Raw genomic sequence first — 26,811 nt, 5'->3', positions numbered from 1 at the left:
TCGGAAATGTTTTACAACAATGGCAAAGTAATCATAGGAACTAAACAGACTATGTTTAAATAAAGTAAAGCTTATTTCATTTTTTGCTCAATAAATAATCATATTTACTAAATTCGATGCATAAATAACAATATGTTCGGAAAAGATAGTATTGGTTGGTTACCATAGAAAAAGCTACTTTATTGTTGGCACATTGCCGATAATAAATGTAGCTTTTTTCTATGGTAATCAAAATGCGCTACACACTCTAAATTATTTAGAGTGTGTAGCGCTATTTTAAGCATTATTTAGCTGCAGCATAGCTACTTAAGTCTTGGTAGTATTTTGTGAGAGAGGAAGCTGAAATATCGAACGTCGCCGCAATTTCTTTTACAGTCAGTGATAACGGCTCGAATAGCTCTTTTTCTTGACCATATCGAATCGCGCCGGCAGCAATGGCAGCCTCTTTGCGCGCAGATGGTTGTCCTTCAATTAAATAGTCCTCTAAAAGCTCTAACAAAGGAGCTGTTTCACGCTCATTTTGCTCAAGGAAATCTTTAACCTGAGTGATTACATTGCTCTCAAAGTTCGTGAACTCCTCACCTTTATAACCGTTTGACACAAGTAATTCCCAGAAGGATAAATGCTCTTCTTTTAAGAATGCTCCAGCCTTCTTCTCGGAAGCCTCAAAATTTTTCTTAAATTGCTCAAATACTTTAGCATGATCTTCTGGGAAGAAGATAAGCGTTGATACAGCTAAATAATGCTCTGATTTTTTTGTACCATCTGGTAAGATGAATGCAAAGACATGCATACCTTCAGGGATTGGTTTGTCATTTTCACGACGAATATTAATCTCTTCATTTGTTAACACGTGTGTAGCCTTGAAATATTTTTCTTCTACAACTGACACGGAACCAATAAATAGACGAGGTTGTGACCAGCCTTCTAACACTTTTACCGTAGAAGGTCTTACCGTTTTTTTCTTTGTTTTCTTTAAGTAACCTTTCCAAATAGATGGTTCTTGATGGAAGAAGAAGTCGTCTAACGCGATCGCCTCAATCAGCTCTCTTTGTAGTACGCTCTCTAATTTAGGCTGCCATGTACCTACATGCTCTATATAGGCACGAACATCTTTACGTTCAGGATATTCTAAGTAAAATGTTTGTAGTACACGCTCTAATTCTTCGATTGCTACAGCTTCTACGGTAACCTGTTGTTTACCTTCACAACATTTTTTATATTTTTTGCCGCTACCGCATGGGCATGGATCATTACGTTTTACCATAATTAGAAACACTTCCTTTGAAAATTGTTAGTAGAATTTTGCTAAATAAATTGCATACAATTAATAATAACGGTACATTTGTATGAAGAAAAATGATTGTCTATTTAGAAATATCAAAAAACATGGAGGGACGGCCTGATTCTAGTATATGTATGTATTTTCCTGCTTAGAACTAAAAAAAGAAAACCATCTACGCTTTAGAAATAGCATAGATGGTTCTTACTTTGTTTAGCCTTTGACAGCTTCCATTTCTGTCGTTAATCGTTCAAGCTCATCAATAAGGTGACCAATATAAGCAATCGTATCTCGAAGCGGCTGGTCTGTTGTAACATCTACACCCGCCATTTGAGCTAGCTCTACAGGTGATTTCGTACCTCCAGCTTGAAGGACTGTTAACCATTCATCGACAGCCGTTTTACCTTCTTTTAAGATACGCTTAGATACTTGTGTAGAAATTGTTAAGCCAGCGCTATATGTGTATGGATATAGGCCCATATAATAGTGTGGTTGGCGCATCCAAGTAAGCTCTGCTCCCTCGGTAATATCGACAGTGTCACCCCAGAAATCTTCTAATACGGAGCGTTTTAATTGATTTAAAACAGTAGCATTCACAGCTTCGCCAGCGTCGATTAATTCATATACTTTTCGCTGATAAGCTGCCTCTAGTAAGTGTGTGACGAAGTTATGATAATACGTTTTGGATACAATATTTGAAATTACCCAACGTTTGAAGCGAAGATCATCGTTATGGGTTAATAAATAATTAGCTAGTAGCATTTCATTCATTGTTGATGGTGCCTCGATAAAGTATAACGAAGGACGACTGTTAAAATAGGATTGATGGGCATGTGCATTCACAAAATGACCTGCGTGCCCAAGCTCATGAATTAAAGTGAATACCTCATTCATACGTTCATTCCAAGACATTAAAATATACGGATGACTACCATATGGACTTGAACAGAATGCCCCAGTCGATTTTCCTTTGTTAGGTGCATAATCAATCCAGCGTTCGTTAAACGCCTTTTCGAGCATCTCTTTGTAACTTTCACCCATAACGTCTAATGCTTTTTCAACATATTCTTTTGCTTCAGCCATTGTTAATTTCGGATCATAGTCTGAATCAAGCGCAATCTTTAAATCAGCAAATGTCATTTTTTCAATGCCGTTTGCTTGTTGAATAAGCTTTGCGTAGCGGCGCATATGTGGAGCAAGCTCTTTCGTAATCAGATCTATTTGACGATTATAAAGCGTACGATCAACATCTTGATCAAATAATAAATAGTCAATGACAGAATCAAAACCTCGTAAATCAGCTATAGTTTTTTCCTGTTGAATGTGTGTATTATAAATTTTTGCAGTTGTGTGCTGATAATCGCGCAACTTATTCGAAAATGCTTGGAAAGCTGCACGGCGAACATTTGTATCAGCGTCAAACTCCCAATCATTTTCGTATAATACAAAACTAAGTGGATGTTTTTCGCCATTGGCCTCAAACTCTCCAAAATGCATATCTACAAGCTTTGTCGTATTGTACGTTTCATATGGTGCATCAAAAGTAGAACTAAATGCAGCTAATGCTTTTTCTACTTCTGGATGTAGCTGATGAGGCTTTTGTTTTAATAATTCTTCTATATAGACTTTATAATTAGGGCTTAATGTAGCAGCTTCTTCTAAAATAGACTCATCTAGTGCTAGTAATTCACTGCGTACAAAAGAAATTGTACTACTTATTTTTCCGACTGCTGTTCCATATTTTGCAGCACGCATTTGGGCTGCGTTATCTGTATGATCAGCTTGATTATTTAAACTTGCATAAGTACCAATAGGAATTATGCTTTCATATAGTACTTCATAAGCTGTTATAACATCAATTACCTTTTGAGCATCCGTAATTGTACCTTGATATGTGCTTTCGAAATTTTTTGCATCTTCCACAAGCTTCGCTAGAGCAGGTTCAAAATCCGCGTCATTTTCAAGTAAAACTGTTAAATCCCATGTTTGTTCTACTGGTACATCTTTTCGTAATGGCAATACCTCCATTAATTAACACCCCTTTTTAGTAAGTGATTCCATTATAACGAAACTATTTCGGAAAGTGAAATAATTATAGAAAATAGTTTCAATGTTCTTAAAAATATAACAATAGAGTAGAAACTTATGTTCGTAATAGCTATAATGGATTTAAAGTTAAAGGGGGGATGTAGTTATAATGCAGTTAGTTTGGGAGAAACCAGATGTGTATAAGCTTAGTCAAGTGAATCAAGATAATCTATGGAAGAAGTTGATTGCGGATTTGTTTGAAGATTTTTTGTTGTTCTTTTTGCCAGACTTACATGCAGAAGTGGATTTTTCTATGCAAGTGGAGTTTTTACAGCAAGAGCTTTTCAAAGAAATTATTGAACATCGTCAAGGGCGCAAGGTAGCTGATCAAATTGCGAAGGTTCATCTAAAGAGTGGGGCAGAGCAATGGATCCTTGTCCATACAGAGATACAAGCAGTAGATGAAGTGCATTTTGCGAAGCGAATGTTTGAGTATTTTTATCGTATCAGTGATCGTTATGGTAAGAAGATTGTGGCAATTGCCATTTTTACAGATACGAGTACCAAAAGCACGAATCAGTATCATGAAAAGTATTATGGTACAGAAATAACTTATACATTTAACAAGTTTGTCGTGTCAGATTTTGATGAAGAAGAATTGAAAAAATCACCGAAGTTGTTTAGTAAAGCTTTACTAGCATCAATTTATTTAAATCAAACAAAAAACGAAATGAGCCATCGTAGTGCTTACAAAAGAGCATTACTAAGAGAAGTATGGTTATTAAGTAATGTTGAACGCACCGAGATACGTGCGCTTCTTTACTTTATTGATTATTTATTAAAGATACCAAAATCTATGTCTGAGCAGCTTTTAAGAGATGTAAAAGACGAAATTAAAGGGGAGGAAGAAATTTTGCATCTAAATAAAGAAGATTTACCGCCGACACTTGCTGGAGTTTTGGAATTAGAAAGACAGGAAGGAATTGAACAAGGAATTGAACAAGGAATTGAACAAACCATTAAACAAATAATCAGTGGTTTGATTGAAACGGGTGCTGACGATGAGTGGATTGCAGAAGTTTCAAAGCTTCCGGTGACAAAGATAAAAGAAGTTCGTAAGGAACTAAAATAATTAAAAAGTATTAGATCTAAACACTAATGTTGATAAACAAATGAAACTACAAAAAATATGTTTGGGCAGCTTGGAAGAGATCTGAAAGGGAAAAGAGGGGAGGAAGAGATTTTGCATCTGACACTTGCTGGAGTTTTGGAATTAGAAAGACAGGAAGGAATTGAACAAGGAATTGAACAAGGAATTGAACAAGGAATTGAACAAACCATTAAACAAATAATCAGTGGTTTGATTGAAACGGGTGCGGACGATGAGTGGATTGCTGAGGTTTCAAAACTTCCAGTGACAAAAATAAAAGAAATTCGTAAGGAACTAAAGTAACCTAATTATAATGACAATCTCTTATTATGTTTGTTGTGATTTTTAAACGTCCAATTGATGTAATCCATCTGTTTTTTAGGACTGGCTATGTAGCGGAAAATGTTTTGGTTTTGTATTTTTTTGTATCTACAGATGACCTTAGAATTTTTTTCAATGAAAAAATGTGTGTATAGCAAGCATACTTTGCAACGCATACTAATGGCTAGAACAAACTGGCACATTGGAGGAGAAATAATGTCACAAAACTTAAACAAACAATTGAATAAACTTGTCGCTACATGGTCTGTACTTTATACGAAATTGCACAATTATCATTGGTATGTGACGGGGAATGCTTTCTTTACACTACATGCAAAATTTGAAGAATTATATAATGAAACAACGTTAAATCTAGATGAAATTGCAGAACGTATTCTTTCGAAAGATGGAAAACCAGTTGCTACGTTAAAAGAACATCTTGAGCTGTCCTTTGTAGAGGAAGCAAAAGGGAATGAGACGACAGAGGAAATGGTGGCTACAACCATTGCCGATTTCCAAACACTTATGAAAGCTTTAAATTCAACAATGGAGCTTGCGGCAGAAGAAGGGGACGATCGAACAGAGGATATACTAAATGCTATGTATCAGTCCCTAGAAAAGCATACATGGATGCTGAAAGCCTTCCTCGGACATCAATAACCACAATTAAATGATAGGCGATGGGATTTCTTAATTCACTTCCGTTGCCTATTTTTTGATATTTCATGTAAGTTTAAGAGCAATGTTTCAAAAGGTGAAGATGTATCACAAAGATACTACAAATATTACAGTTCGTTAAAAGAATAGGTAAAAAGGTTTTTTTCTGGAATAGGAAGGGTATATACCAAGTAAGCCATACAAATTAGGAGGAATTGAGCATGATAAATGAACAAAACCCAAAAATTGAAGTGGCCCATACAAGGGAAGAAATGCTTCATATTTTAGAAAGTATGCGATTAGATGCATATCATATAGAGGATATTTACGTTATTGCAAAGGATCCAAGTAAATTTGAAGGTGTAAAATGGGATGCAAATGTTAAAACACAGGAGGTTGGGAATTGGGTTGATCAAATTAAGTCTTGGTTTACCGGTGAATCGGCTGTAAAAGAAGGATTTAAGCGATTTGATCTTACAGAAGGTCAAACAGCTTACTATGCTCATCTCGTTGAACAGGGTGTCATCGTATTATTTGCTGAGCATTCAACTGAACCTATGACGACATAATGTATAGTAAGATGATTGGGTTATTCGTATTGATTCACGTATGACAGGGAGAGTTTCCTTTTGAACAATAAGTAAGTTATAAAATAAACAGAGTGAGTGCACATGCATCACTCTGTTTATTTGTGTTGTAAGAATTAATTTATAGCTTTTTCATGTTCATGTTTTTTAATAAAGCGTAAAACATGAAGATGCTCTAATTGGGCAACAAGATTACCAATTAGAATAAAGCTACCACCAATTACTATTTTTACCGTTATTCCTTCACCAATAAACATCATGGCAAACATCGCTGCGAAAATTGGCTCTAAGGAAAATATTAGTCCTGTATGTGTAGCAGAGGTAAACTGTTGTGCAACAGTTTGACCTACGAAGCAAAATGCACTACAAATGACACCAAGTCCTATAATAGCAATCCAAGAAGTCGTTGTATTTGGAAGTGTTGGTGTTTCGAAAATGAATGTTAATACGAGCGCATAAAGTCCAGCAAAACCAAGCTGGTAAATGCCATAAGAAATTGATTCAACGCTCCGTGTAAATGTACTGTTTAACAGTAAATAAAACGAATAACATAGTGCAGCGATGGCTATTAAAATATCCCCTTTTTGAAAGGCAAATGAACCATGTGCCGTTAAAACTGTAATCCCAATCATTGTGCAAATAATCGCAAAGCTAACTGCTCTTGAAGGTAGTTTCTTTTCAATAAAACTGCTGAAAATAGGCACTAAGATAACTGTTAGACTTAAAATAAAACCAGCATTTGATACCGATGTTGTTTCTAGTCCGAATAAGCTTAGAACGAACACAATGAATAATAGAAACCCTTGTATAGCTGCATATTTTAATGTTTTAACATCGACTTTAATCATGCGTTTATAAAAGATAATACCTGCTACGAAAAATGCGATGATACAACGCAATGCCACCACATTATAAACAGCTAATGTTTCAAGCCCCATTACCATAAAAGTATAAGATAAGCCCCAGAACATTGTCACTATAACCATCAATAAATTTGCTTTTCCTTGGATACTCATTATGCTCACCTACAATCTGTGTACTAAAACAGTTTTTATTCTAAAATTTACTATATATCTTGTGTTGTGATTAGTAAAACGAATGTTTATAATGGTTAGTATTAAAAAAATTCATGTATATAGAGGCCAAGACGATGAGTTTAGTCAAATATGAGATTTTGAATAAAGTGGCTGAGGTAGCTAGCTTTACAAAAGCAGCAGATGCATTAGGATTAACCCAATCTGCTGTAAGCCATGCTGTTTCAAGCTTAGAAAAGGAGTTCGACTTTGCACTCATTCACAGAAGTCGAGCAGGTGTCACGTTAACGAGTGAAGGTAATACTATGCTAAGGGCAATGAGACATGTCCTCGATGCACAAGAACTGTTACAGCAAGAAGCCGCACACATACTTGGCGTTACTCGAGGGAAAGTGAGAATTGGTGTAATTTCAAGTATTTCTTCAAACTGGATGCCGGAAATTGTTCGTATTATGGACAATCAATTTCCGGGTATCCAAGTCGAATTGCGCGAGGGAGATTATTATGAAATTGAACAATGGCTATTGAGTGGAGAGGTTGATGCAGGATTTTTAAATGGTCAAAAAACTAAGCAGTTTCAATTTACCGAACTTCAGCAGGATCCATTGCTGTGTATTGTCTCCGATAAAAGTCCACTTTATAATAAAGCCGAGATTGATATTGTTGAACTAGAAGACATGCCATTTATCATGACTTCATATAAAGGCACTAATGATGTAAAAGAACTGTTAGAGCAATATCACGTAAAGCCAAATATTCGCTTTGAACTATCAGAAGAGGTAGGGATTATTTCGATGATTGCTCACCAACTTGGAATTAGTATTTTACCGAAATTAGTGACGTATAACTTACCTCCTACGATAAAAGCTATACCTTTAAAACAAGGTGGCTATCGCACAATAGGAATAGCTATGAAAAATCAGGCATCACCAGTGACGAAGAAATTTGCTGAGATATTAAGTTCCTGGTTAAAAGAGCAAAATATGAAATAGTATTGATTTAACGCTACCCTTTTAAAAACAACATTGAAGCATAACATAGCATTACGTTAAAATAGTATTTGTATATTTATTTTCATTCAGCAAATGTTTTTGTAGCGAAAGCAAAGCGACAGCTACAATTACGCCAAGGCGAAATTGATTAGAAAAAAGGTGAGTGTATGGGGACATTACGAGGTAAGACCGTACTCATTACAAGTGGGGGAACACTTGAAAAATGGGATCGTGTGCGTGGGCATACGAATTTATCGAAAGGGTCGATGGGCTGTTATTTAGCTGAAGCGGCACTAGAGGCTGGGGCAAACGTATTGTACATGCATGGTTATTTCGCTCAGCTTCCTACGAATAAAGATAAAATGCGTACCATTCGATTTGAAGGTATTGAAGATTTAGGTGAGAAAGTTCGACATGCTGTTCAGGAAGAGCATGTGGATATCGTGATTATGGCAGCTGCAGGTTCTGATTGGCTCATTGACAAAGTGTATGACCAATCGGGGAATTTAATAGAGGAATCAGGTAAAATGCCATCTGACGAGCCACCTATCATTCACTTTAAAAAGGCGCCTAAAGTATTAGGTCAAATTAAAGGGTGGCAGCCAAAAGTTACATTAGTAGGCTTTAAACTTGAGGCAACAGATGATGAGGAATTTTTACTGTCCCGCGCACATCTACGGATGGAAACAGCCAACGCTCAGTTTATGGTAGCTAATAGCTCACAATCTTTATATGGTGGAGATGAGCCACACTGGATTGTACCGGCTAAAGGTGAACCGATAAAGGTTATGGGCAAGCAAAAGACAGCGAAAGCATTAATGGATCTTTTATAAAATGATTAAAACAAAAACTGTGTAGAGGCTAATTGATCTGCGCAGTTTTTATTTTTGCCTCGTGAAGTCTAAAGTGATACTTACTGGCATAACTATAGACATACTTCATATTTCTTTATTCCTTAGTAAACAACTAAGTTTTGTAATATTTATATTGACAATAGGTTTTCTGAATTATAGAATTATTTGCAAGAAACGAAATACCGACAACTTGGCCTAAAAAGAAGCTTGATAACAAAAATTGTAGGTCAAATCCAACAGAGCTATCTAAGGGAAAAGTGGGCTATGATTGACGTGTTGGCTTCAAAATATGTTAAAAGAAGGGGTGTATCGGATGACTCAACAGGCAAAGGTAGATGACAAAAAACTAGAGGCAATTGCAAAGGCGATTCAAAATTTGGAGTTTGGAGAAGTACAAATTACGATTCAAGATGGTGTCATTGTGCAAATTAACAGACTTGAAAAGCAAAGATTTCCACAGAAAAAGTAAACTGTATTGGAGGCCACAAAAATTATTTCCTTCGTTTAGGTGTGGCCATTTTATGTTTAGACAATGCTGAACTAACTATCCTTAGCTAGGTTATTTATAGAGTTAGCTATTTTAACTAATGTGTGAGGTGTATCAGTGTTAGTGGTCTCTTTATAAATACCTAGTAAATATTGCAAATTGTTTTTTTCAAAGACAAAAAAGTTAAATAGTTGGTCTTCAAAATAAATCGCTTTTGTACCATCTTGAAGAGTAAACTCTTTACCTTTAAAGTTCAATTTGTCTTTGAAGTTTATTTTGTTCTCTATTGATCGAATCTCAATTTTATAAATATTTTCTTTTATTTCGTTATTAACAAACATGATACTTAAAGCATCATTCATGTTAAATTTTTTATCTTCGTAAAATTTCCCAAATTGATGTGTGAAGGAAATCGGTGGCGTAATTTGAGGTAACTTTACCTTACATTTACAACGATTTTCAAATTCTTTAACGGACTCTTCCGCGGATTTATATCCACCTTCAGCGAATTTTTCCTCAAATGAAGGGGGGGAGGTTTGGAAATTTGCAGTTACCCATTCATTTGCCGAAAATAAAAAAATAATAGGCATCATGTATAGAACTTTTTTAAACATTTGTAATACACCCCCATCAATTACTTTTTCATCAATCAAGCTTATTATTTCGATAAAGAGCAGAAAAATACGTCAAAAACCAGGATGATTACGATGAATCATCCTGGTTTTGCGTATATTCTTCTGGCAATAGCCTATTCATAAAAACTATTCGGGATTTCTCCAATATGTCTGCGATGATATAGTAAGGGTTCCTTCTGTGCATTCTCAATTTCTAGGACCTGCCCGATAAATATCGTATGATCTCCAGCATCGATTTGCTGAGATGTTTTGCATTGTAAAATGGCAGCAGTATCATGTAAAACCGGTAGACCTAAAGCAGAAGTTGACCATTTAGCCTGGGCGAAACGATCTGGGATTTTACTTGAAAATAGCGTACATAAGTGTTCTTGATTGCTCGCTAAAATATTGACAGCAAACTTTTGAGCCACTGTAAAATATGGATGTAGCTGTGATTTTTTATCGAGCGACCATAAAATAAGGAGTGGATCTATGGAAACTGACGAAAAGGAATTGACAGTTAAGCCAATCGGTTCACCTACGTCATTACAAGCGGTGACAACCGTAACACCTGTTGGATAATTACCTAATGCTAGTTTAAAAGCAGCTACTTTGTCTGTCATTCTAATCACCTCTTCATTGATTTACGAAAATAAAAAATCTTTTTTGATGAACTACTAGCATCGAAATTCTTTTGTTGCCGAGCATTTTAAAAGAGATATCATAAAATATAGTAAGTTCTAATAATTATAATATTCTAAATTTTATTTTAAACCAACAAAACTGACAGGTAAAGTATATAATAGAGAAAAAAGGGGGTTCAGTCATGACTTTATATTTTGACCATCTAGTTCATCAAGTTCAATCACCAGAAAATACAAAGGTTTTCTTAAATAAACGTAATATCCATACAGTTAACGGTGGTCAACATACAATGTGGGGGACATACAATACGTTAAGCTACTTTGGATTAAACTATATTGAGCAAATAGCAATTTATGATCGTAATTTATTTGAAAATGCAGTGAAATTACCTTATTCCTTACATTATACGTTTAAAAGTGCTAACGAGCGCTATGGTTTTTCAAGAATTGCATTACGTACAAAAAATATTGAAGAAGAGGCACAACGTTTACGTGCACTTGGATTTGAAGTGTATGGACCTGATGCTTGTAGTCGTACAAGACCAGATGGCTCTGTAGTAGAATGGAAGCTATTGCATTTTGGGAAGCCAGACCAGGCAATTGATTTTCCATTTTTGATTGAGTGGACTGATACAGATGAGGAACGTGTTGCACAATTAAAAGCAAATGGAGCCATTGATACGAATCAAACAATATCGATGGAATCTGTTCAATTTTATGTGAAAGATGTGCAAGCAACAGTGAATTTATGGAGGGAAGTATTACAACTACCTGAGCCTGAACAACAAGAACAGTTTATCTCCTTACGTTTACCAAATATTCGCCTGGATTTTTATGACGAAGTCGCTGCAGCTACTATGACACTAGGTCATTTAAATGAAGGGGCGTTTGGGGTTACACTTATGGATACTGACAGAACGAAGGAAACGCTAGTTTTTCCCGGAGCTTTTTATTGGATCAATCGCTGAAGTTATAGTGTTTAGAAGATAAAGCAGCGCTAACACAATTAGGAGCATTTGAGAAAAGGAGCCGTTCATCTATCGAACAGCTCCTTTGAGTTTATACTTTCACAACATTTGACGCCTGTGGCCCTCGATTGCCTTCCACCACTTCAAATGATACCTTTTGACCTTCTTCAAGTGTACGGAAGCCTTCCTCTTGGATTCCCGTAAAATGTACAAATACATCTTCTCCATCATCACATTCAATAAAGCCATAACCTTTTTCATTATTGAACCACTTTACGATTCCCTGTTGCATAAGCATTCGCCTCCCATGCGCTTGAATGTAGAATAAAATCAATTAAGTTGTGACATAAATTGTGAAAATGTGAAAAAATGCATTTTCATTTAGAACATACATGAATTGAGCAATGTTGTCAATTGATTGTCGAAATACTTGAATAACTTACTATGATTTTTTTCACGATAAAGTCTATAATGGAATTAACTTCTTTCAGCAAATTTCTGCTGAAAGAAGTTATGGCCTCCGGCGGATGTCACAGAATCGGAAAGGAATTCTTAGAAGATGTTAGCCTAAAATCATCGCATCCATGCGATAACGGCTAACTGACCTGCATCGGTAAAAACGCCACGTCCTGTGGCATTACCGAAATGACCGACATCGTGTCGGCCCTCGTGCAGGCCTAAGCACAAAGCCGATTCCGGACGCAATTATGCCGAGGCATAATTGATCGACATAGAAAGTAGGATGCCAAATGACAACGAAAAAACAATCATTAACAGATCTAGAAATTGCTAATCAAGCGATTATGCAACCTATTACTGAAATAGCGAAAGCAGCAGGTATTCCAGAGGATTCACTTGAACAGTATGGTCGCTACAAAGCAAAAATTGATCCATTAAAAATAACAGCACATGGTGAGGATGCAAAGGTTGTATTGGTAACAGCTATTAGTCCAACTCCAGCGGGTGAAGGGAAATCAACTGTAACGGTTGGGCTTGCTGATGCACTTCATCAATTAAATAAAAATGTTGTTGTTGCTTTACGTGAGCCATCACTCGGCCCTGTAATGGGTGTAAAAGGTGGAGCAACAGGTGGTGGATATGCACAGGTTGTGCCGATGGAAGATATTAACTTGCATTTCACTGGTGACCTTCACGCGATTACGACTGCAAATAATGCATTATCAGCCTTTATTGATAATCATATCCATCAAGGAAATGCTTTAAACATTGACCCTCGCCGTATAATTTGGAAGCGTGTAATGGATTTAAATGATCGCGCCCTTCGTAAAGTTGTTGTGGGTCTCGGTGGTCCTGTTCAAGGGATGCCACGTGAGGACGGCTTTGACATTACTGTTGCATCAGAAATAATGGCAGTTTTCTGTTTAGCTACAAGTATTGAAGATTTACGTGAGCGTTTAGCAAGTATCGTAATCGGATATACATTTGACCGTGAGCCTGTATTCGTGCGTGATCTTCAAGTAGAAGGGGCCTTAACATTATTATTAAAAGATGCCCTCAAACCAAACTTAGTGCAAACGCTAGAAGGGACACCTGCCATTATACACGGTGGACCATTTGCCAACATCGCACACGGCTGTAACTCGATTATGGCGACACAAACAGCTCGTAAGCTGGCAGATATCGTTGTGACAGAAGCGGGCTTTGGTTCAGATTTAGGCGCTGAAAAATTCATGAATATTAAAGCGCGTAAAGCGGGCTTTAAACCAAGTGCAGTTGTAATCGTAGCTACAATTCGTGCATTAAAAATGCACGGCGGTGTAGCGAAAACAGAACTAGTTGGCGAAAATGTAGAGGCCCTTTTACAAGGAATCGAAAATTTAGCCAAACACGTTGAGACGATTCGTACATTTGGCGTTGAGCCGATTATCGCTTTAAATCGTTTTATTACGGACACAGAGACTGAGTTAGAAGCAGTCCTGAATTGGTGCCAAAAAAATCATGTTCGTATCGCACGTACAAATGTCTGGGAGGAAGGCGGAAAAGGTGGTCTAGGCTTAGCTGAACAAGTGCTAGCTGTTCTTAATGAAGAAAACAATTTCTCACCTTTATATGACGTAACAGAATCTATTGAGGAAAAAGTACGTACAATTGTGCAAAAAGTTTATGGTGGGAAAGATGTGCAATTTACCGACCAAGCGAAAAAGCAAATTGCTCAAATCGAAAAATTTGGCTGGGACTCTCTGCCGATTTGTATGGCGAAAACACAATATTCTTTATCAGACCAACCAAGTCTTTTAGGTCGTCCAGAAGGCTTTACAATCACTATTCGCGAAGTCATTCCAAAACTTGGTGCAGGCTTCTTAGTTTGCTTAACAGGGGATATTATGACAATGCCAGGTTTACCAAAAGCACCAGCCGCTTTGCGTATGGATGTTGATAATGAAGGACATGCGGTAGGATTGTTCTAATTGATACAAAAAATATTTAACGTTAAAGCTGTCCTTTAAAGGGCGGCTTTTTTATTCGATCTAAATACAATCTGGCAAAAAGCCTATTTGATACTCTTATAAAAAAATAGTGAGAACGATTTTCCATAAAAGAATGTATATCTAAATTTAAATGTTTGAATAACTGTTTCTCTTCGCATCTTAGAATGTAAGAAGAATTTTGATGATCGTTATTCTAATTTATAAAAATGAATAAACATATAACAAAGCTGCACCTTTTGAGTTATATAAAGGGTAGCTTTTTAACTTAGAACGTTCAAAGTAGTTAGGTTCCATATTGAATAAGCAAAAAACTAGCTAACCATAAAAAAAAGGCAACTCGAATGATTATATCTATTGTCAATTCAAAGGCAGAAAGCTTTCTTTCTCGTTTTAACTTTTTAAGAAGTCTAATGGAAAAAACAGAACATAGAAGTAGAACGGCAATAGATAGTTCATATACGTTTTCTAAAAGGCTTGTATTTTCTAATAGATTTTTTAACATAATCATCTCCTCATAAGAGGATATGAGTTGGCTAGTTTCATTATGTAGGCTCTTTAGTTTGTTTGGGACTCTGGTGTATGACGAGGGTCTTTTTTTGTGTGTTCTGTATAAAGTAACAGAGTTCCTTTTATGTGAAGGAATACTTGGTCCCATCCAACTGGAATTATGGGTTCTTTAAATTTACATGAACTAAAAGATTATAAATCTATTCAATTTTACGCGGGTGGAAAAAATGATCTTGCTATTCAAGGTTTTGTTGAGGGTGATTTAAAAAACACAGCAAAAACCGTTCGCCATGCTTCTATTTTAGCTGGAGGAATGGTAGGGGTAACGCGCAACCCTGTAACTATTAGCTATTTAAAAGACCAGGAGCCCCGAATGCAATTTCAGAGGCAATCGAGCTCGGCAATAGCTTCCTGCATGGGCAAACAATCGAAGAAAAATTGGGAAATGTCATTCATCGGTTGACCTGTTGAGGATTTTCAATTAACTTTCTGGAACGAGTATATGACTTTATCGAAAGAGGGGAATATACAATCCAAATTTCCGGATCTTATCATGACTTTCGATGTGGACAAAATGATTCCTGTCCCAAGTGCAAGCGTTAGAGAAGGAATGCATGTTGCTGTTATTCAAGTTGATCAGCGTCATTTAAATTTGAGCAAGACAATGAAAAATCAGGCATTGTTGCAGGAAATTGAGGAGGTTATTGGAACTGTTCTATAAAAAATAGCTGTTGTACGCGAATAAAATAATAAAAGCTGTCTTCATCTACAATAGGTATGTTGGACAGCTTTTACCTTTTCTTCAGAGGTTGGTGTTTCATACCTTTTTGTTCCTTTTTCCTAAATAAAATTTATACTTCGACAGTAGCATTGTGTATGAACATGTTTGAAGTTGGACCTATTAATGAAGCATGTTAAAATTATATTAAATATAAAAAATTATGATCGAACTTTTAACTTCTTTCAGTGTGTGTCCAAACATCCGCCGGAGGCATAATTGGTTGAACAAAAGGAGGTGATAGTTGTGAGTGAAAAGGCATTACGTAGGATTCCGTTAACTAAATTGATGGATTTGAAAGTAGACTATGCATTTAAGCAAATGTTTGGTAGTGAAAAAAGTAAACATATAACCATTGTTTTTCTTAATGCGATTTTAAATCGAACTGGTCGAAATACCATCCAAGAAGTGGCTTTTATGAAACAAGAAGTTTGGTGGCGAATATAAGGATGATAAGCAGTCAAGATTAGATATTATTGTGAAAACACAGGATCAGCAAATGATTAATATTGAAATTCAATTGTCTAATCAACATGATATGTTTAAGCGTACATTATTTTACTGGGCTCAACTTTATACATCACAATTACAAAGGGGCATGGGGTATCATAACCTGCTACCGACGATTACTATTAATATATGTAATTTCACATTGTTTCCTCAAAGTGCATATTATCACAGTACCTTCCATTTATATGAGGATAAAACATTAAAGCGATTAGTTATACAGAATGATGCTTTGGAAGTGCACTTTATTGAAATGAATAAATTCCTTGAACAATGGCATAGGGGAGTTCTTAAGCCACTGGATGATATTTTAGCACGTTGGTTATTGTTATTAGGAATGGTCGATGCACGAAAGAAAAAGGTCTATAAAAAAATTTATCGTGAAATGGAGGAACTAGCGATGAAGGATGAACATTTATTACAGGCATTTAATGTTTGGGAAGAGCTAAGTTTATCACAAGAAGATGTTATAGCTTATCAATCTCGCTTAAAGTATATCCTTGATGAAGAGGCAAAGTTGGAGGATGTAAAGCATATGGCAGAGCAACTGGGAATCGAAAAAGGTATCGAAAAAGAAAAAGAAGAAACCGCTAATAAACTTTTAGCGAATGGCATGGATATTGATTTTATTTGTAAAATAACAGGCTTATCTACGGAGCGTATTGAAGAAATCAAAGAAAGGCTGATTCAAAGACGTGAAGATAAATAACGAAAAGGTTGACAAGGCTATCGCTGTTTGGGAAGAGCTAAGTTTATCACAGGAAGAAGTAATTGCTTATCTATCACGCTTAAAGTATATCCTCGATGAAGCGGCGAAGTTAGAGGATGTGAAGTATATGGCAGAGCAACTGGGAATAGAAAAAGGAATAGAAAAAAGTAGAGAAGAAGGAAAAAGGAAAGGAAAATTAGAAGTGAAAGAAGAAACGGCTAACAAACTTTTAGCGAATGGCATGGATATTGATTTTATTCATAAAATAACAGATTTATCTGTGGAGCGCATTGAAGAAATCAAAGAAGGGCTAATTCAAAGGCGTGAAGACAAATAACGAAAAGGTTAACAAAGCTTGTCATGAACCTAAAATCTCCCGTGTTCAGAATTTCTTCCTTAGGAATGTCATAGAAGGGGAATAAGGGATAACAAGTAGCAAGGAAAAGGGAGATAGGAGATATATGTCTTTAAAATGGAAATTGAAGAAACAATAAAAGCTGCCATCATCTACAATAATTAAGATGGGCAGCTTTTATTGTTTCTTCAGCGGGTTGGTATTACGTAACATAACTATCGTTCCTACTTCCTTCATAACTTAATACTTCATTTACGGCTTAAATCGGAAAAATTGTTGCCTAAAAAAGAATTCTCTAGTTTTGTTAGCACGACTCTGATGATTAGACTTTTCGCAAAATGGCAAGAAATTGGTATGCTATTTGCCATTAATGGGAGGAGTTACGTTCACACATATTCAAGATAATGAATAGAAGAAGGTAACATCGATTAATGATAAAAATATCACACGCTTGCGACATATGCTCAAAGCTTTCTTGGTCGTGAAAATAAGATAATTATTTGTTCACTTATCTCGACATGTACATTCACTATGCGGGTTAAAACAAAGAATTTCTAAGGGAAAGTGTTCACTTTTATTTGTTTAGATGATTGGTTTTCACTATACGCACGTCATCTTTCAACACAGTATTCAATTTTAAAGCCCGCTGAAGTTGTTTAATCTGTTAAAACATAGTTCTTGTACATCACTGAAATAGTGAACCTACAGAACAAAAATAGTTGTTCTGTACATTTATCATACAATGTTCAGAAAAATTAGTCAATTGAAATCAACTTCCCAAATTGATTTTTTTTGTTAAGCCTAGAGGTTACTTAATTACCAACTATTCTAAGTAATACCGTATAATAAAAGATGAAGGGACTGAACTAAGAATATGAATAATTTAATGGACAAAGTACGAGGGATTTACGAGCAATTTGATGCTAGTCATGATTTTCAACATATTGAACGTGTGTATCAAAATGCGTTAACGATATTACAAACAGAACCAGAAGCCGATGCCGAGGTCGTGGAAATTGCTGTGCTGTTGCATGATGTTAGTGATAAAAAGTATACCGATAGTAAGGAGCAAGAGAATAAGCTAATTGCCGAGCTGTCTTTAAGCGAGGAGAAGAAGCAACATATTCGAGATTGCATTGCACAAGTATCGTTTAATGGTGGCAATGAGCTAGAAGTAACTTCTCTGGAAGCAAAAATAGTACGAGATGCAGATCGTTTAGATGCGATTGGAGCAATCGGAATTGCGCGAACATTTGCTTATGGTGGAGCTAAGGGTCGAAAGCTTTATGATAAGGAAGAGGATGCACGTAATGATATGACAGAGGAGGAGTATCGCAATAAAAATACATCCTCAGTTACCCATTTTTATGAGAAGCTATTATTGCTGAAGGATTTAATGATTACCGAGAAGGGTAAGCAAATGGCTAAAGAGCGCCATCAATTTATGGTACAGTTTTTAGAGCAATTACAAAATGAAATAGGTGAGTAATACCTCATGCTACTAAAAAATCCGTTGTCTATTTCAATAGACAACGGATTTTTTAGGGTGAATAATGTTGATTCATTTACTTCGGAAGGAGATAAATAAAAAAACATGTCAGTATATTTTTTTACGTGCGATATACTCAAATATTAATGTGTGAAAAATAGGTTATCTATACTAAATAAAAAAGGCCGTTGCATCATCACACCCTATAGCTCGGAAAATTGTAAGTAGGATAGCGTTGTGCAATAAACTTGGGAATTTTTTAAACATATAAGACATTTTTCATTTTTGAATACTCTTTCGTTTGTTTGGATAACATATTTTTATCATAATATTATAATTAGTTTAATTTAAAATAGTAGAAGTAGCGAACAAAGTCGAAAGGATTAAAGAAATTATGAATGGCAGTGCTCATTATGGACAGGTGTTCCTGTTGTAATTGGGCTAGGTCTTAGGAAATAAAACAGCCATTAAAAATCCTTTAAACGACAGATGAAAAATTTCAGTAAATTAGGAGGAAGAAAATGATGACAAAAGATTTTTACACTACACTAAAAGAAAGACGTACTTACTACGGAATTAATAAAGAGGTAAAAATATCTGATGAAAGAATTAAAGAAATTGTAGAATTTGCTGTGAAATATACTCCGTCAGCATTCAACTCTCAAACTGCACGTATTGTTGTATTATCAGGTGAGGCACATAATAAATTGTGGGACATCACAACTGAAGTATTAAAAAAAGTAGTTGGAGATAGAGATTTTTCAGGAACTCAACAAAAAATGGATTCCTTTAAAGCAGGTTATGGTACAGTATTATTCTTAGAAGATGAAGCGGTAGTTAAATCGCTTCAAGAGCAATTTGCTTCATATGCTGAGAACTTTCCAATTTGGTCAAATCAAGCATCAGGTATGCACCAATTAGTTGTGTGGGCAGCATTGGAAGCAGAGGGATTAGGAGCTTCTTTACAACATTATAATCCACTAATTGATAATGAAGTGAAAAAAGAATGGAATATCCCTGATAATTGGAAGCTAATTGCGCAAATGCCCTTTGGCAATCCAACGGTAACACCAGGCGAAAAAGAATTCCAACCACTTGAAGATCGGATGAAATTTTACAAGTAATTATCTGCTATGTATACGATATACCAAGCAGTACGGCACTGAGTGTCATTTTTAAGACTATAAGAAAAGCCAGTTGACGGTATTGAGCCGGCGACTGGTTGTTTGTTTTAATCCGGATTTCTTAGCGTTGTTAAAAACGTGGGAATCCTCTTGGAAATGGGCTTAGTGTTGTAAATTCGCATTTTCCTGACGGTACCTCTTATGCATCATTTTGCAATACGTTAAAATACCCGAAAAATGTAAAAAGAATCTGTGTTGAAGGGATTCTTCTTTAATTTAAAGTAACGTTTTTTTATATCAATGGTATAAAAGTTTTCCTTCGTTCCATATTACTATTATGTTTTAAGTAGTTGGAAACACATATGGGCCGAATTTTTTTATCATAAATGAGAAAAACAATAGCAATTTTTATGGGGATTATTTTTATTGTGGCTGCTGGATTGATGGTAGGAATGGCGAAAGTATAAGGAGGAAGGCTTTGTATGTATCCAGATTTGGAAGGAAAAGTTATTGTTATTACAGGTGCTTCAACAGGATTAGGAAAAGCGATGGCATTACGCTTTGGCGAGGAGAAAGCAAAAGTTATCGTTAATTTTCGCTCAAATGAAAAAGAGGCAAATGCTGTTGTTGAAGGGGTGAAAAAAGCAGGTGGGGAAGCGATCGCTGTAAAAGGCGATGTGTCAGTTGAAGGGGATGTCATCAACCTCGTCCAGACTGCTGTAAATAAGTTTGGAACCCTAGATGTGATGATTAATAACGCTGGAATAGAAAATCCAGTACCCTCACATGAAATGCCGCTTGAAGATTGGAATAAAGTAATCAATACGAATTTAACAGGTGCATTTTTAGGAAGTAGAGAAGCGATTAAGTACTTCGTCGAACATGATATTAAAGGTACAGTGATCAATATGTCCAGTGTTCACGAAGTTATTCCGTGGCCTTTGTTTGTTCACTATGCAGCTAGCAAAGGAGGCATTAAACTGATGACACAAACATTAGCATTAGAATATGCTCCAAAAGGAATTCGTGTCAATAATATTGGGCCTGGTGCGATCAATACACCTATTAATGCTGAGAAATTTGCTGATCCCGAAAAGCGTGCAGATGTTGAAAGTATGGTTCCGATGGGTTATATCGGAAAACCAGAGGAGATTGCAGCAACAGCAGCATGGCTTGCTTCATCCCAAGCTAGTTATGTAACAGGAATCACTTTATTTGCTGACGGCGGAATGACCTTATACCCTTCTTTCCAAGCAGGTCGTGGGTAAGTAATGGAAAATGGGGTTATCTTCCCTATTCAAAGCGGTTAAATTCTTATAATACTTCATTGATGCGTTTGTTTATTTAATTAAAAATAGCATAAATAAAAACTGGCATTGGAACCTAACAGACATTTAACCCCTTCCAATGCCTTTCTTTATTTTACATATACAGAAAAAATAATTTAGCCATTATTAAAAAACGCGGATCTCCTTTAAGACCGCGTTTTCCAATTTCTTTAGGTTATAGATAAAATAAATCTGAAAGACTAAGGAACTTTTTATCACATCTTTTTAAGTTAAAATTATTAATCGATACTTGGTTAATTTGCTGGTCTTGGACCTCTATCGCCCTGGGTATTTTCCGAGGTTAAAATAGGCCGAACTGTAATGTCTCCTATTACACGAATTTGGCAAGATAGCCGCAAACAATCTTCATATAGATTCTCATCAATATTTTTTATTGAGAAGGCGTGTTTTTCTATTTTTGAAATATCCTTATATTCACCAGCTAATACCTCCACTCTACAAGTTGTACATTTTGCTATTCCACCACACTGATGAAAAATGTTTATATTATTATCTTCAAGAGCTAATACTAATTTTTTTCCTTCCTCTACTTCAAAGGTTTTTCCTCCAAATACGGTGACAAGTGGCATCTATGAATACTCCTTTCAATTAATGGGGTTATAACGCAGTAACTGTTACTATCAGTGTGTATTGATATAACTATTCTCATACAATATTTCTTTTTACCAAGCTCTGCATGTTATACAGGAGAACCCCGATATCATCATATGAGAATTAGTTATCCCTATCCAGATCATCAAGAGCTTGAAAGAGGGATAATTGAACTTTGTAAGATTATTACATTGTATTTGCAAGACAGAATGTGAGATGATTTCACTTTTTTACTGTATGAAATGTAAGAGGATTGATTCTCGACATATAAGCTAATTTAAACGCACGCTGTGTGTATCTTTTCAATGGATCTTGTACATGCTAATCTCAATAAATTAATATGAAAAAGTATCTTTTTACCAATAATATTAACAAAAAAGGAAATATTTCTGAATCAAGATCATTTTTTTTTTAGTAATGAGTTAAAAGTCTTTTCATTCATTACATAAAGCATATATAATTACTTATGTTTTTTCGACAAAGGAGATCTTGAATTAGGTCTATTTTTCATTCACCTATTAGATCGTGGGAGAAATCTCCTTTTAAATACATTGGGGTAACTGTCAAAGGAGTTTTAACATCATGAAAGAAGCAAAAAGCGCAGTCAAATGGATTCCTTTCTTCATATCCCTTGCTGTTGGCGTGGCTATCTGGTTTTGTCCAGTGCCTACAGGAGTAGATGAAAAAGCGTGGCATCTGTTCGCTATTTTTGTTGCGACCATTATAGGATTTATAACGAAACCGTTACCAATGGGAGCAGTATCATTTATTGCTATGGCTATGATTGCCATAACAAATACATTAACGATTGAAGAGACATTAAGCGGTTTTGGTAATTCAACGATTTGGCTAATTGTTATTGCCTTCTTTATTTCTCGTGGATTTATTAAAACGGGACTAGGGGAACGAATTGCCTATGTATTTGTTCGTCTTTTTGGGAAAAAAACCTTGAGTCTGTCTTACTCTTTACTAGCGAGTGACCTATTATTGGCGCCGGCTATTCCTAGTAATACAGCTCGTGCAGGTGGTGTTATATTCCCGATTATCCAGTCATTATCTCATACTTTCGGATCTAAACCAGAAGACGGGACAGAGCGTAAGATGGGTGCCTTTCTATTGAAGGTAGGCTTTCAAGGGAATTTAATCACGTCTGCTATGTTTATGACAGCTATGGCAGCGAATCCTTTAATTGTAAAGCTAGCAAGTGATTCAGCTGGAGTAACAATTACTTGGTTTGGTTGGGCAATGGCAATGATTGTCCCGGGGTTAACAGCTTTAATCGTTGTTCCTTATGTTATTTATAAAATTTATCCGCCTGAAATCAAGGAAACGCCTGAGGCAGCAGCAATCGCTAAACAGAAACTGGATGAATTTGGTCCACTGAAAAGTTCTGAAAAACGAATGATTGTAGTATTTGTTGTTGTGTTATCGTTATGGATTGGCGGAGACTACTTAGGCATTAGTGCTACTACAGCAGCTCTTATAGGTCTTTCATTGCTGTTATTGTTAGATGTATTAACATGGGCAGATATCAAAAAGGAAGAAGGAGCATGGGATACACTAATTTGGTTTGCAACGCTATTTATGATGGCATCTTTTATGAACAAACTAGGGTTGATTCCGTGGTTTAGTAATGAAGTTGGTGGACTTGTATCTGGATATAGCTGGATATGGGCGGTTGTCATATTAGCTTTAGTCTATTTCTATTCTCATTATTTCTTTGCGAGTTCCACTGCACATATTAGTGCGATGTATGCAGCATTTTTATCTGTTATGTTGCAAGCGGGAGCACCTGCCATGTTGGCAGCTATATTATTAGCGGCATTTAGTAATTTATTTGGCGCCACTACTCATTATGGTTCTGGTCCAGCACCGGTCTTCTTTGGTGCAGGCTATATTGACCAAAAGAAATGGTGGACAGTTGGATTTGTAGTTTCCGTAGTTACCATCCTGATATTTGTTATAGTAGGAGGACTATGGTGGAAGCTTCTAGGTTATTGGTGAAATAATTAGCTTCTGTATCCGGATAGATCATATTTCTATCCGGATATTTTTTTGAAATTTTAAACGCTTCTTCATTTGGAGTTAATGGAGAGGCGTTTTTTTATATAGGTAAGAAGAGGTTGTTGTCCTTTGTTTACCTGTCATTTGGTGTTATGATAAAAATGGATATCAATAATAAACTACATATAAAAGTAGTATGGACACTAAACAACACCTAATGAAAGAGATGGACAAGTGTAATGAGTCATTTAATTGTACAAAATTTAACGAAAACAGTGGGCGATAAAACGCTCTTTCAAAATATTGAATTTACGATTTATGAAGGGGAGCGCGCTGGGCTAATTGGTATTAATGGTACTGGTAAATCCACATTGCTTTCTATTTTAGCTGGTGAAATTGAAGCGGATTCAATGGAAGTTGACCGCCCAAATAAATATCGTGTTGCATATTTACCACAGGAGCCTACTTTTAATAGTGGCGAAACTGTGTTACAAGCAGTGTTTGCAGGGGATTCACCTATATTAAAACTTAATCGTGAATATGAGGAAACGGTTGCTGAGCTTGCATTAAATCCGACCTCGGAAAGTTTACAAAAAACGTTATTTAGCTTGCAGCATCGTATGGATGAGGAGCAGGCATGGGATGTCAATGCACTTGCTAAGACGGCGCTTACGAAGCTTGGTATTGAAATGTTTGATAAAGAAGTTTTAACACTGTCAGGCGGTCAGCAAAAGCGCGTTGCTTTAGCTAAAGTATTAATTGAGCCGGCAGATTTATATTTATTGGACGAGCCTACCAACCATTTAGATGTGCAGTCTACAGAGTGGCTACAGGAAATGGTGTTACGTTTAAAGGGAGCAGTAATATTTATTACCCATGATCGTTACTTCTTAGATGAGCTGTCTACTCATATTTACGAGCTAGCTGATCAAACTTTATACCGACATACTGGGAATTATGGGGATTATTTAGAAGCACGTGCTATTCGTGAGGAAATGAAAGCAGCTTCCGCACAAAAAGACCGCAACCGCTATCGCTCAGAATTAAAATGGATTCGTCGTGGAGCGAAAGCGCGTTCTACGAAGCAAAAGGCACGTATCCAGCGCTTCGAGCAGTTAGAGGATAACTTAGAGCGTAAATCTGAGGATATTTCTCTTGAAATTGGCCTTGCAACAACTCGTCTTGGTCGAAAGGTATTAGAAGCTGAAAATATTTCAAAGGCTTTTGGTAATCAAAAAATCCTCGAAAACTTTTCATTTTTACTGCAACAGGGCGATCGTATTGGAATTATCGGAGCAAATGGTGTAGGAAAATCAACATTATTGAACATGTTATCAGGAGAGCTTACACCTGATGTTGGTGAAATTCTTGTTGGTTCGACAGTGAAGTTAGCGCATTTTAAACAAACTTTACCGAAAATGAATGAAAATGAGCGGATGATTGAATATATCCGAGAAGCTTCCAATGATATAACAGATGCTGAGGGTGTACGTTATTCAGCTGCTCAAATGCTGGAGCGTTTCTTATTCCCACTTCATGCACACGGTACACCTATCGGTAAATTATCGGGTGGCGAGCGTAAACGTCTCCATTTATTACGATTATTAATGGAGCAACCAAACGTACTGTTACTAGATGAGCCTACAAATGATTTGGATATTGAAACATTAGGTGTGCTCGAAGATTTCATTGAGCATTTCCCAGGAGTTGTTATCACTATATCCCACGATCGCTTTTTCTTAGATCGAATTGCGAAAAAGCTATGGATTTTAGATGGTCTTGGGCATGTTGATGAGACGCTTGATATTTACAGTGAATATTTACAAAAGCGTGAACAGGAAACCGCTGTTAAGGTAGAGTCGCCAAAGGTCGAAAAACCTAAGACCGAAAAGCCTAAATCGGACAAGAAAAAGTTATCCTTTAAAGAGCAGAAAGAATGGGAAACGATTGCTGATGAAATAGAAAAGACGGAAACAGCGATTATGGAGACAGAAGAAGGTATCGCCAACGCTGGTGCTGATTTTACAAAGCTACAAGAATTAACGGCGAAGCTAGATGAGCTAAATGCACTATATGAACACCTTATTGAAAGATGGTCATATTTAGATGAAATCGTAAATGGATAAGGAGCGATAGACATGAAGATTATTACAATTGAACCGACACCAAGTCCTAATTCTATGAAGATTGTCGTTGATACAGAGTTACCTTTTGGCAAAAGCTATAATTTTACAAAGGATAATAAAGATGAAGCAACTGGTGAAACAGCAGCGATTTTAGCAATCGAAGGTGTTAAAGGTGTTTATCATGTAGCAGATTTCTTCGCTGTTGAGCGTAACGCAAAGTATGCATGGGAAGGTATTTTAGCAAGCATTCGCCAAGTGTTAGGTGAAGACGTACAGGAAGTAAACAAAGAACAAGTAGCCAATGAATTTTATGGTGAAGTGTACGTTCATGTGCAATTTTATAAGCAAGTACCACTTCAAGTAAAGGTATTTGATAATCAACGTGAGCACCGTGTAAGCTGTGGTGAGCGCTTTGAGGAAGCTTTCAATAAAATTCTTGAGACAGCAGTTGATGAAAATTATATTTTCCAACGTAAATGGATCGACTATGGCGTACGTTATGGAGAGCTTGAGGAAATTGCGGAAGCCGTAAAACAAGAAATCGATGTGACATATTCTGAGGAACGTATAGCGGAAATTGTTGCAACGATTAATGATTCTGAGAAAACTATTAAAAAGCCAGCTAAACTAAAAATTACTGTTGAACAGTTTAAGCAACCAGAATGGGAAAAACGTTTCCAATTGCTTGACCAAATGGCAGATCCAGAGCTAGATGATTTACCGCTTTTAGATTTGGCGTTACAAGATGAGCAAATGTCTATCCGTCGACTAGCAACCGTTTATTTAGGGATGATTGAAGATGTGGCAGTTGTTTCATATTTGGAAAAGGCATTACAGGACAAAAGTGCGGCGGTCCGTCGAACTGCAGGAGATTGTATGAGTGACCTCGGCTTCGTGGAATTTGAAGACGCGATGCAACAAGCATTACAGGATAAAAACAAACTTGTTCGTTGGCGTGCAGCTATGTACTTATATGAGGTCGGCACTGAGAACTCATTAGCAGCACTAAAGGCTACTGCAGATGATAAAGAGTTTGAAGTGAAGCTACAAGTAAAAATGGCGATTGCCCGCATCGAACAGGGTGAGGAAGCAAAAGGTTCTGTTTGGAAGCAAATGACGGAATCTCGCCAGCAATAATGAGAAACTTGAATCAGTGACCCGATAATGTGGATAAAAGAAATAAACCAGCTCTCTGAATGTAGTT

28 protein-coding genes and 1 pseudogene are annotated in these 26,811 nt (G+C 36.3%); 20 read left to right on the top strand and 9 right to left on the bottom strand.

Translation table 11 applies throughout. The features are described from left to right. Positions 1–283: 283 nt before the first annotated feature. Positions 284–1,267, bottom strand: coding sequence for an SEC-C domain-containing protein (locus tag ACYQ73_RS14840; RefSeq protein ID WP_460013197.1), 984 nt, complete (start codon positions 1,265–1,267; stop codon positions 284–286). Between the two features lie 228 nt (positions 1,268–1,495). After that, positions 1,496–3,310 carry an oligoendopeptidase F gene (gene pepF, locus ACYQ73_RS14835; protein WP_460013196.1) on the bottom strand — a complete coding sequence of 605 codons (1,815 nt, stop codon included), beginning with the start codon at positions 3,308–3,310 and terminating at the stop codon, positions 1,496–1,498. Between the two features lie 169 nt (positions 3,311–3,479). On the opposite strand from pepF, the gene ACYQ73_RS14830 reads away from it, so the two are divergent. The 4 genes from ACYQ73_RS14830 (at position 3,480) to ACYQ73_RS14815 (ending at position 6,007) form a co-directional block, all read left to right on the top strand. Beyond that, the gene (locus ACYQ73_RS14830) at positions 3,480–4,442 is read left to right on the top strand and encodes an RpnC/YadD family protein (RefSeq protein WP_460013195.1); all 963 of its coding nucleotides are present in this window, start codon (positions 3,480–3,482) and stop codon (positions 4,440–4,442) included. Positions 4,443–4,553: 111 nt separating this feature from the next. Continuing rightward, positions 4,554–4,763 carry a hypothetical protein gene (locus ACYQ73_RS14825; protein ID WP_460013194.1) on the top strand — a complete coding sequence of 70 codons (210 nt, stop codon included), beginning with the start codon at positions 4,554–4,556 and terminating at the stop codon, positions 4,761–4,763. A 234-nt stretch (positions 4,764–4,997) separates the two neighbouring features. Then, positions 4,998–5,441, top strand: coding sequence for a Dps family protein (locus ACYQ73_RS14820; RefSeq protein ID WP_460013193.1), 444 nt, complete (start codon positions 4,998–5,000; stop codon positions 5,439–5,441). A gap of 218 nt (positions 5,442–5,659) precedes the next feature. Beyond that, positions 5,660–6,007: a general stress protein gene (locus tag ACYQ73_RS14815; RefSeq protein WP_460013192.1), complete on the top strand. Its 348-nt coding sequence runs from the start codon at positions 5,660–5,662 to the stop codon at positions 6,005–6,007. 134 nt (positions 6,008–6,141) lie between these two features. Here ACYQ73_RS14815 and ACYQ73_RS14810 read toward each other — a convergent pair whose 3' ends face one another. Beyond that, positions 6,142–7,041 carry a DMT family transporter gene (locus ACYQ73_RS14810; RefSeq protein ID WP_460013191.1) on the bottom strand — a complete coding sequence of 300 codons (900 nt, stop codon included), beginning with the start codon at positions 7,039–7,041 and terminating at the stop codon, positions 6,142–6,144. Between the two features lie 134 nt (positions 7,042–7,175). On the opposite strand from ACYQ73_RS14810, the gene ACYQ73_RS14805 reads away from it, so the two are divergent. The 3 genes from ACYQ73_RS14805 to ACYQ73_RS14795 all read left to right on the top strand — a co-directional run bounded on the left by ACYQ73_RS14805 (position 7,176) and on the right by ACYQ73_RS14795 (position 9,374). Continuing rightward, on the top strand, positions 7,176–8,051 hold the full coding sequence (locus ACYQ73_RS14805; RefSeq protein ID WP_460013190.1) for a LysR family transcriptional regulator: 876 nt from the start codon (positions 7,176–7,178) through the stop codon (positions 8,049–8,051). Between the two features lie 167 nt (positions 8,052–8,218). Continuing rightward, positions 8,219–8,884 (top strand): phosphopantothenoylcysteine decarboxylase domain-containing protein, encoded by a 666-nt coding sequence (locus ACYQ73_RS14800; RefSeq protein WP_460013189.1) that lies wholly within the window; start codon positions 8,219–8,221, stop codon positions 8,882–8,884. Positions 8,885–9,218: 334 nt separating this feature from the next. Further along, a complete protein-coding gene (locus tag ACYQ73_RS14795; protein ID WP_460013188.1) occupies positions 9,219–9,374 on the top strand; it encodes a YezD family protein in 156 nt (51 codons plus the stop codon). Between the two features lie 71 nt (positions 9,375–9,445). Here the strand turns inward: ACYQ73_RS14795 and ACYQ73_RS14790 are convergent, their stop codons facing one another. Together ACYQ73_RS14790 and ACYQ73_RS14785 are read right to left on the bottom strand one after the other, a co-directional pair. Beyond that, positions 9,446–10,045 (bottom strand): carbon monoxide dehydrogenase, encoded by a 600-nt coding sequence (locus ACYQ73_RS14790; protein WP_460013187.1) that lies wholly within the window; start codon positions 10,043–10,045, stop codon positions 9,446–9,448. Between the two features lie 95 nt (positions 10,046–10,140). After that, on the bottom strand, positions 10,141–10,629 hold the full coding sequence (locus ACYQ73_RS14785) for a flavin reductase family protein (RefSeq protein WP_460013186.1): 489 nt from the start codon (positions 10,627–10,629) through the stop codon (positions 10,141–10,143). 203 nt (positions 10,630–10,832) lie between these two features. Here ACYQ73_RS14785 and ACYQ73_RS14780 point away from each other — a divergent pair, with 203 nt between their 5' ends. Then, complete coding sequence (locus ACYQ73_RS14780; protein WP_460013185.1) at positions 10,833–11,618, top strand: VOC family protein; 786 nt, start codon at positions 10,833–10,835, stop codon at positions 11,616–11,618. 91 nt (positions 11,619–11,709) lie between these two features. Here the strand turns inward: ACYQ73_RS14780 and ACYQ73_RS14775 are convergent, their stop codons facing one another. After that, positions 11,710–11,910, bottom strand: coding sequence for a cold-shock protein (locus tag ACYQ73_RS14775; RefSeq protein WP_132358884.1), 201 nt, complete (start codon positions 11,908–11,910; stop codon positions 11,710–11,712). Positions 11,911–12,191: 281 nt separating this feature from the next. Then, positions 12,192–12,323 (bottom strand): hypothetical protein, encoded by a 132-nt coding sequence (locus ACYQ73_RS14770; RefSeq protein ID WP_460011308.1) that lies wholly within the window; start codon positions 12,321–12,323, stop codon positions 12,192–12,194. A gap of 44 nt (positions 12,324–12,367) precedes the next feature. Between ACYQ73_RS14770 and ACYQ73_RS14765 the strand changes: the two genes are divergently transcribed. Continuing rightward, positions 12,368–14,047: a formate--tetrahydrofolate ligase gene (locus ACYQ73_RS14765; protein WP_460013184.1), complete on the top strand. Its 1,680-nt coding sequence runs from the start codon at positions 12,368–12,370 to the stop codon at positions 14,045–14,047. A 304-nt stretch (positions 14,048–14,351) separates the two neighbouring features. On the opposite strand, the gene ACYQ73_RS14760 is transcribed toward ACYQ73_RS14765, so the two are convergent. After that, positions 14,352–14,570, bottom strand: coding sequence for a hypothetical protein (locus ACYQ73_RS14760; protein WP_460013183.1), 219 nt, complete (start codon positions 14,568–14,570; stop codon positions 14,352–14,354). A gap of 165 nt (positions 14,571–14,735) precedes the next feature. Between ACYQ73_RS14760 and ACYQ73_RS14755 the strand changes: the two genes are divergently transcribed. The 8 genes and pseudogenes from ACYQ73_RS14755 to gdh all read left to right on the top strand — a co-directional run bounded on the left by ACYQ73_RS14755 (position 14,736) and on the right by gdh (position 20,805). Further along, positions 14,736–15,038 (top strand): hypothetical protein, encoded by a 303-nt coding sequence (locus ACYQ73_RS14755; RefSeq protein WP_460013182.1) that lies wholly within the window; start codon positions 14,736–14,738, stop codon positions 15,036–15,038. Between the two features lie 24 nt (positions 15,039–15,062). After that, a pseudogene (locus ACYQ73_RS14750) lies at positions 15,063–15,296 on the top strand (S-methyl thiohydantoin desulfurase domain-containing protein); the annotation flags it as partial. A 303-nt stretch (positions 15,297–15,599) separates the two neighbouring features. Then, positions 15,600–15,800 carry a PD-(D/E)XK nuclease family transposase gene (locus ACYQ73_RS14745; RefSeq protein WP_460013181.1) on the top strand — a complete coding sequence of 67 codons (201 nt, stop codon included), beginning with the start codon at positions 15,600–15,602 and terminating at the stop codon, positions 15,798–15,800. Positions 15,801–15,831: 31 nt separating this feature from the next. Further along, positions 15,832–16,569: an Rpn family recombination-promoting nuclease/putative transposase gene (locus ACYQ73_RS14740; RefSeq protein ID WP_460013180.1), complete on the top strand. Its 738-nt coding sequence runs from the start codon at positions 15,832–15,834 to the stop codon at positions 16,567–16,569. Then, entirely contained in the window at positions 16,556–16,906 is a 351-nt protein-coding gene (locus ACYQ73_RS14735; protein ID WP_460013179.1) for an Rpn family recombination-promoting nuclease/putative transposase, read from the top strand. The genes ACYQ73_RS14740 and ACYQ73_RS14735 overlap by 14 nt, the downstream gene beginning before the upstream one ends. A gap of 892 nt (positions 16,907–17,798) precedes the next feature. Beyond that, the gene (locus ACYQ73_RS14730) at positions 17,799–18,413 is read left to right on the top strand and encodes an HD domain-containing protein (protein WP_460013178.1); all 615 of its coding nucleotides are present in this window, start codon (positions 17,799–17,801) and stop codon (positions 18,411–18,413) included. Between the two features lie 524 nt (positions 18,414–18,937). Further along, on the top strand, positions 18,938–19,537 hold the full coding sequence (locus ACYQ73_RS14725; RefSeq protein WP_460013177.1) for a nitroreductase family protein: 600 nt from the start codon (positions 18,938–18,940) through the stop codon (positions 19,535–19,537). Positions 19,538–20,019: 482 nt separating this feature from the next. After that, positions 20,020–20,805, top strand: coding sequence for a glucose 1-dehydrogenase (gene gdh, locus ACYQ73_RS14720; RefSeq protein ID WP_460013176.1), 786 nt, complete (start codon positions 20,020–20,022; stop codon positions 20,803–20,805). A gap of 314 nt (positions 20,806–21,119) precedes the next feature. On the opposite strand, the gene ACYQ73_RS14715 is transcribed toward gdh, so the two are convergent. After that, entirely contained in the window at positions 21,120–21,455 is a 336-nt protein-coding gene (locus ACYQ73_RS14715) for a 2Fe-2S iron-sulfur cluster-binding protein (protein ID WP_460013175.1), read from the bottom strand. A 604-nt stretch (positions 21,456–22,059) separates the two neighbouring features. Here ACYQ73_RS14715 and ACYQ73_RS14710 point away from each other — a divergent pair. The 3 genes from ACYQ73_RS14710 to ACYQ73_RS14700 all read left to right on the top strand — a co-directional run bounded on the left by ACYQ73_RS14710 (position 22,060) and on the right by ACYQ73_RS14700 (position 26,744). Continuing rightward, positions 22,060–23,481 (top strand): anion permease, encoded by a 1,422-nt coding sequence (locus tag ACYQ73_RS14710; RefSeq protein ID WP_460013174.1) that lies wholly within the window; start codon positions 22,060–22,062, stop codon positions 23,479–23,481. Between the two features lie 239 nt (positions 23,482–23,720). Continuing rightward, positions 23,721–25,607, top strand: coding sequence for an ABC-F family ATP-binding cassette domain-containing protein (locus ACYQ73_RS14705; RefSeq protein ID WP_460013173.1), 1,887 nt, complete (start codon positions 23,721–23,723; stop codon positions 25,605–25,607). A gap of 12 nt (positions 25,608–25,619) precedes the next feature. Further along, positions 25,620–26,744 (top strand): conserved virulence factor C family protein, encoded by a 1,125-nt coding sequence (locus tag ACYQ73_RS14700; protein WP_460013172.1) that lies wholly within the window; start codon positions 25,620–25,622, stop codon positions 26,742–26,744. The last annotated feature ends 67 nt before the right edge of the window (positions 26,745–26,811 follow it).

This window comes from Lysinibacillus sp. CTST325, assembly GCF_054665055.1.
The sequence above is the reverse complement of the archived record's forward strand: the minus strand, read 5'-3'. Positions and strand labels throughout refer to the sequence as shown.

Bases quoted from the DNA above. Each gene is read 5' to 3' on its own strand.
- ACYQ73_RS14775 (WP_132358884.1), bottom strand. From the start codon at position 11,910: ATGCAACAGGGAATCGTAAAGTGGTTCAATAATGAAAAAGGTTATGGC.
- ACYQ73_RS14710 (WP_460013174.1), top strand. From the start codon at position 22,060: ATGAAAGAAGCAAAAAGCGCAGTCAAATGGATTCCTTTCTTCATATCC.
- ACYQ73_RS14840 (WP_460013197.1), bottom strand. From the start codon at position 1,267: ATGGTAAAACGTAATGATCCATGCCCATGCGGTAGCGGCAAAAAATAT.
- ACYQ73_RS14725 (WP_460013177.1), top strand. From the start codon at position 18,938: ATGACAAAAGATTTTTACACTACACTAAAAGAAAGACGTACTTACTAC.
- ACYQ73_RS14815 (WP_460013192.1), top strand. From the start codon at position 5,660: ATGATAAATGAACAAAACCCAAAAATTGAAGTGGCCCATACAAGGGAA.
- ACYQ73_RS14780 (WP_460013185.1), top strand. From the start codon at position 10,833: ATGACTTTATATTTTGACCATCTAGTTCATCAAGTTCAATCACCAGAA.
- ACYQ73_RS14730 (WP_460013178.1), top strand. From the start codon at position 17,799: ATGAATAATTTAATGGACAAAGTACGAGGGATTTACGAGCAATTTGAT.
- ACYQ73_RS14755 (WP_460013182.1), top strand. From the start codon at position 14,736: ATGGGTTCTTTAAATTTACATGAACTAAAAGATTATAAATCTATTCAA.
- ACYQ73_RS14830 (WP_460013195.1), top strand. From the start codon at position 3,480: ATGCAGTTAGTTTGGGAGAAACCAGATGTGTATAAGCTTAGTCAAGTG.
- ACYQ73_RS14795 (WP_460013188.1), top strand. From the start codon at position 9,219: ATGACTCAACAGGCAAAGGTAGATGACAAAAAACTAGAGGCAATTGCA.
- ACYQ73_RS14715 (WP_460013175.1), bottom strand. From the start codon at position 21,455: ATGCCACTTGTCACCGTATTTGGAGGAAAAACCTTTGAAGTAGAGGAA.
- ACYQ73_RS14805 (WP_460013190.1), top strand. From the start codon at position 7,176: ATGAGTTTAGTCAAATATGAGATTTTGAATAAAGTGGCTGAGGTAGCT.
- ACYQ73_RS14760 (WP_460013183.1), bottom strand. From the start codon at position 14,570: ATGTTAAAAAATCTATTAGAAAATACAAGCCTTTTAGAAAACGTATAT.
- ACYQ73_RS14800 (WP_460013189.1), top strand. From the start codon at position 8,219: ATGGGGACATTACGAGGTAAGACCGTACTCATTACAAGTGGGGGAACA.
- ACYQ73_RS14810 (WP_460013191.1), bottom strand. From the start codon at position 7,041: ATGAGTATCCAAGGAAAAGCAAATTTATTGATGGTTATAGTGACAATG.
- pepF (WP_460013196.1), bottom strand. From the start codon at position 3,310: ATGGAGGTATTGCCATTACGAAAAGATGTACCAGTAGAACAAACATGG.
- ACYQ73_RS14705 (WP_460013173.1), top strand. From the start codon at position 23,721: ATGAGTCATTTAATTGTACAAAATTTAACGAAAACAGTGGGCGATAAA.
- gdh (WP_460013176.1), top strand. From the start codon at position 20,020: ATGTATCCAGATTTGGAAGGAAAAGTTATTGTTATTACAGGTGCTTCA.
- ACYQ73_RS14785 (WP_460013186.1), bottom strand. From the start codon at position 10,629: ATGACAGACAAAGTAGCTGCTTTTAAACTAGCATTAGGTAATTATCCA.
- ACYQ73_RS14765 (WP_460013184.1), top strand. From the start codon at position 12,368: ATGACAACGAAAAAACAATCATTAACAGATCTAGAAATTGCTAATCAA.
- ACYQ73_RS14820 (WP_460013193.1), top strand. From the start codon at position 4,998: ATGTCACAAAACTTAAACAAACAATTGAATAAACTTGTCGCTACATGG.
- ACYQ73_RS14700 (WP_460013172.1), top strand. From the start codon at position 25,620: ATGAAGATTATTACAATTGAACCGACACCAAGTCCTAATTCTATGAAG.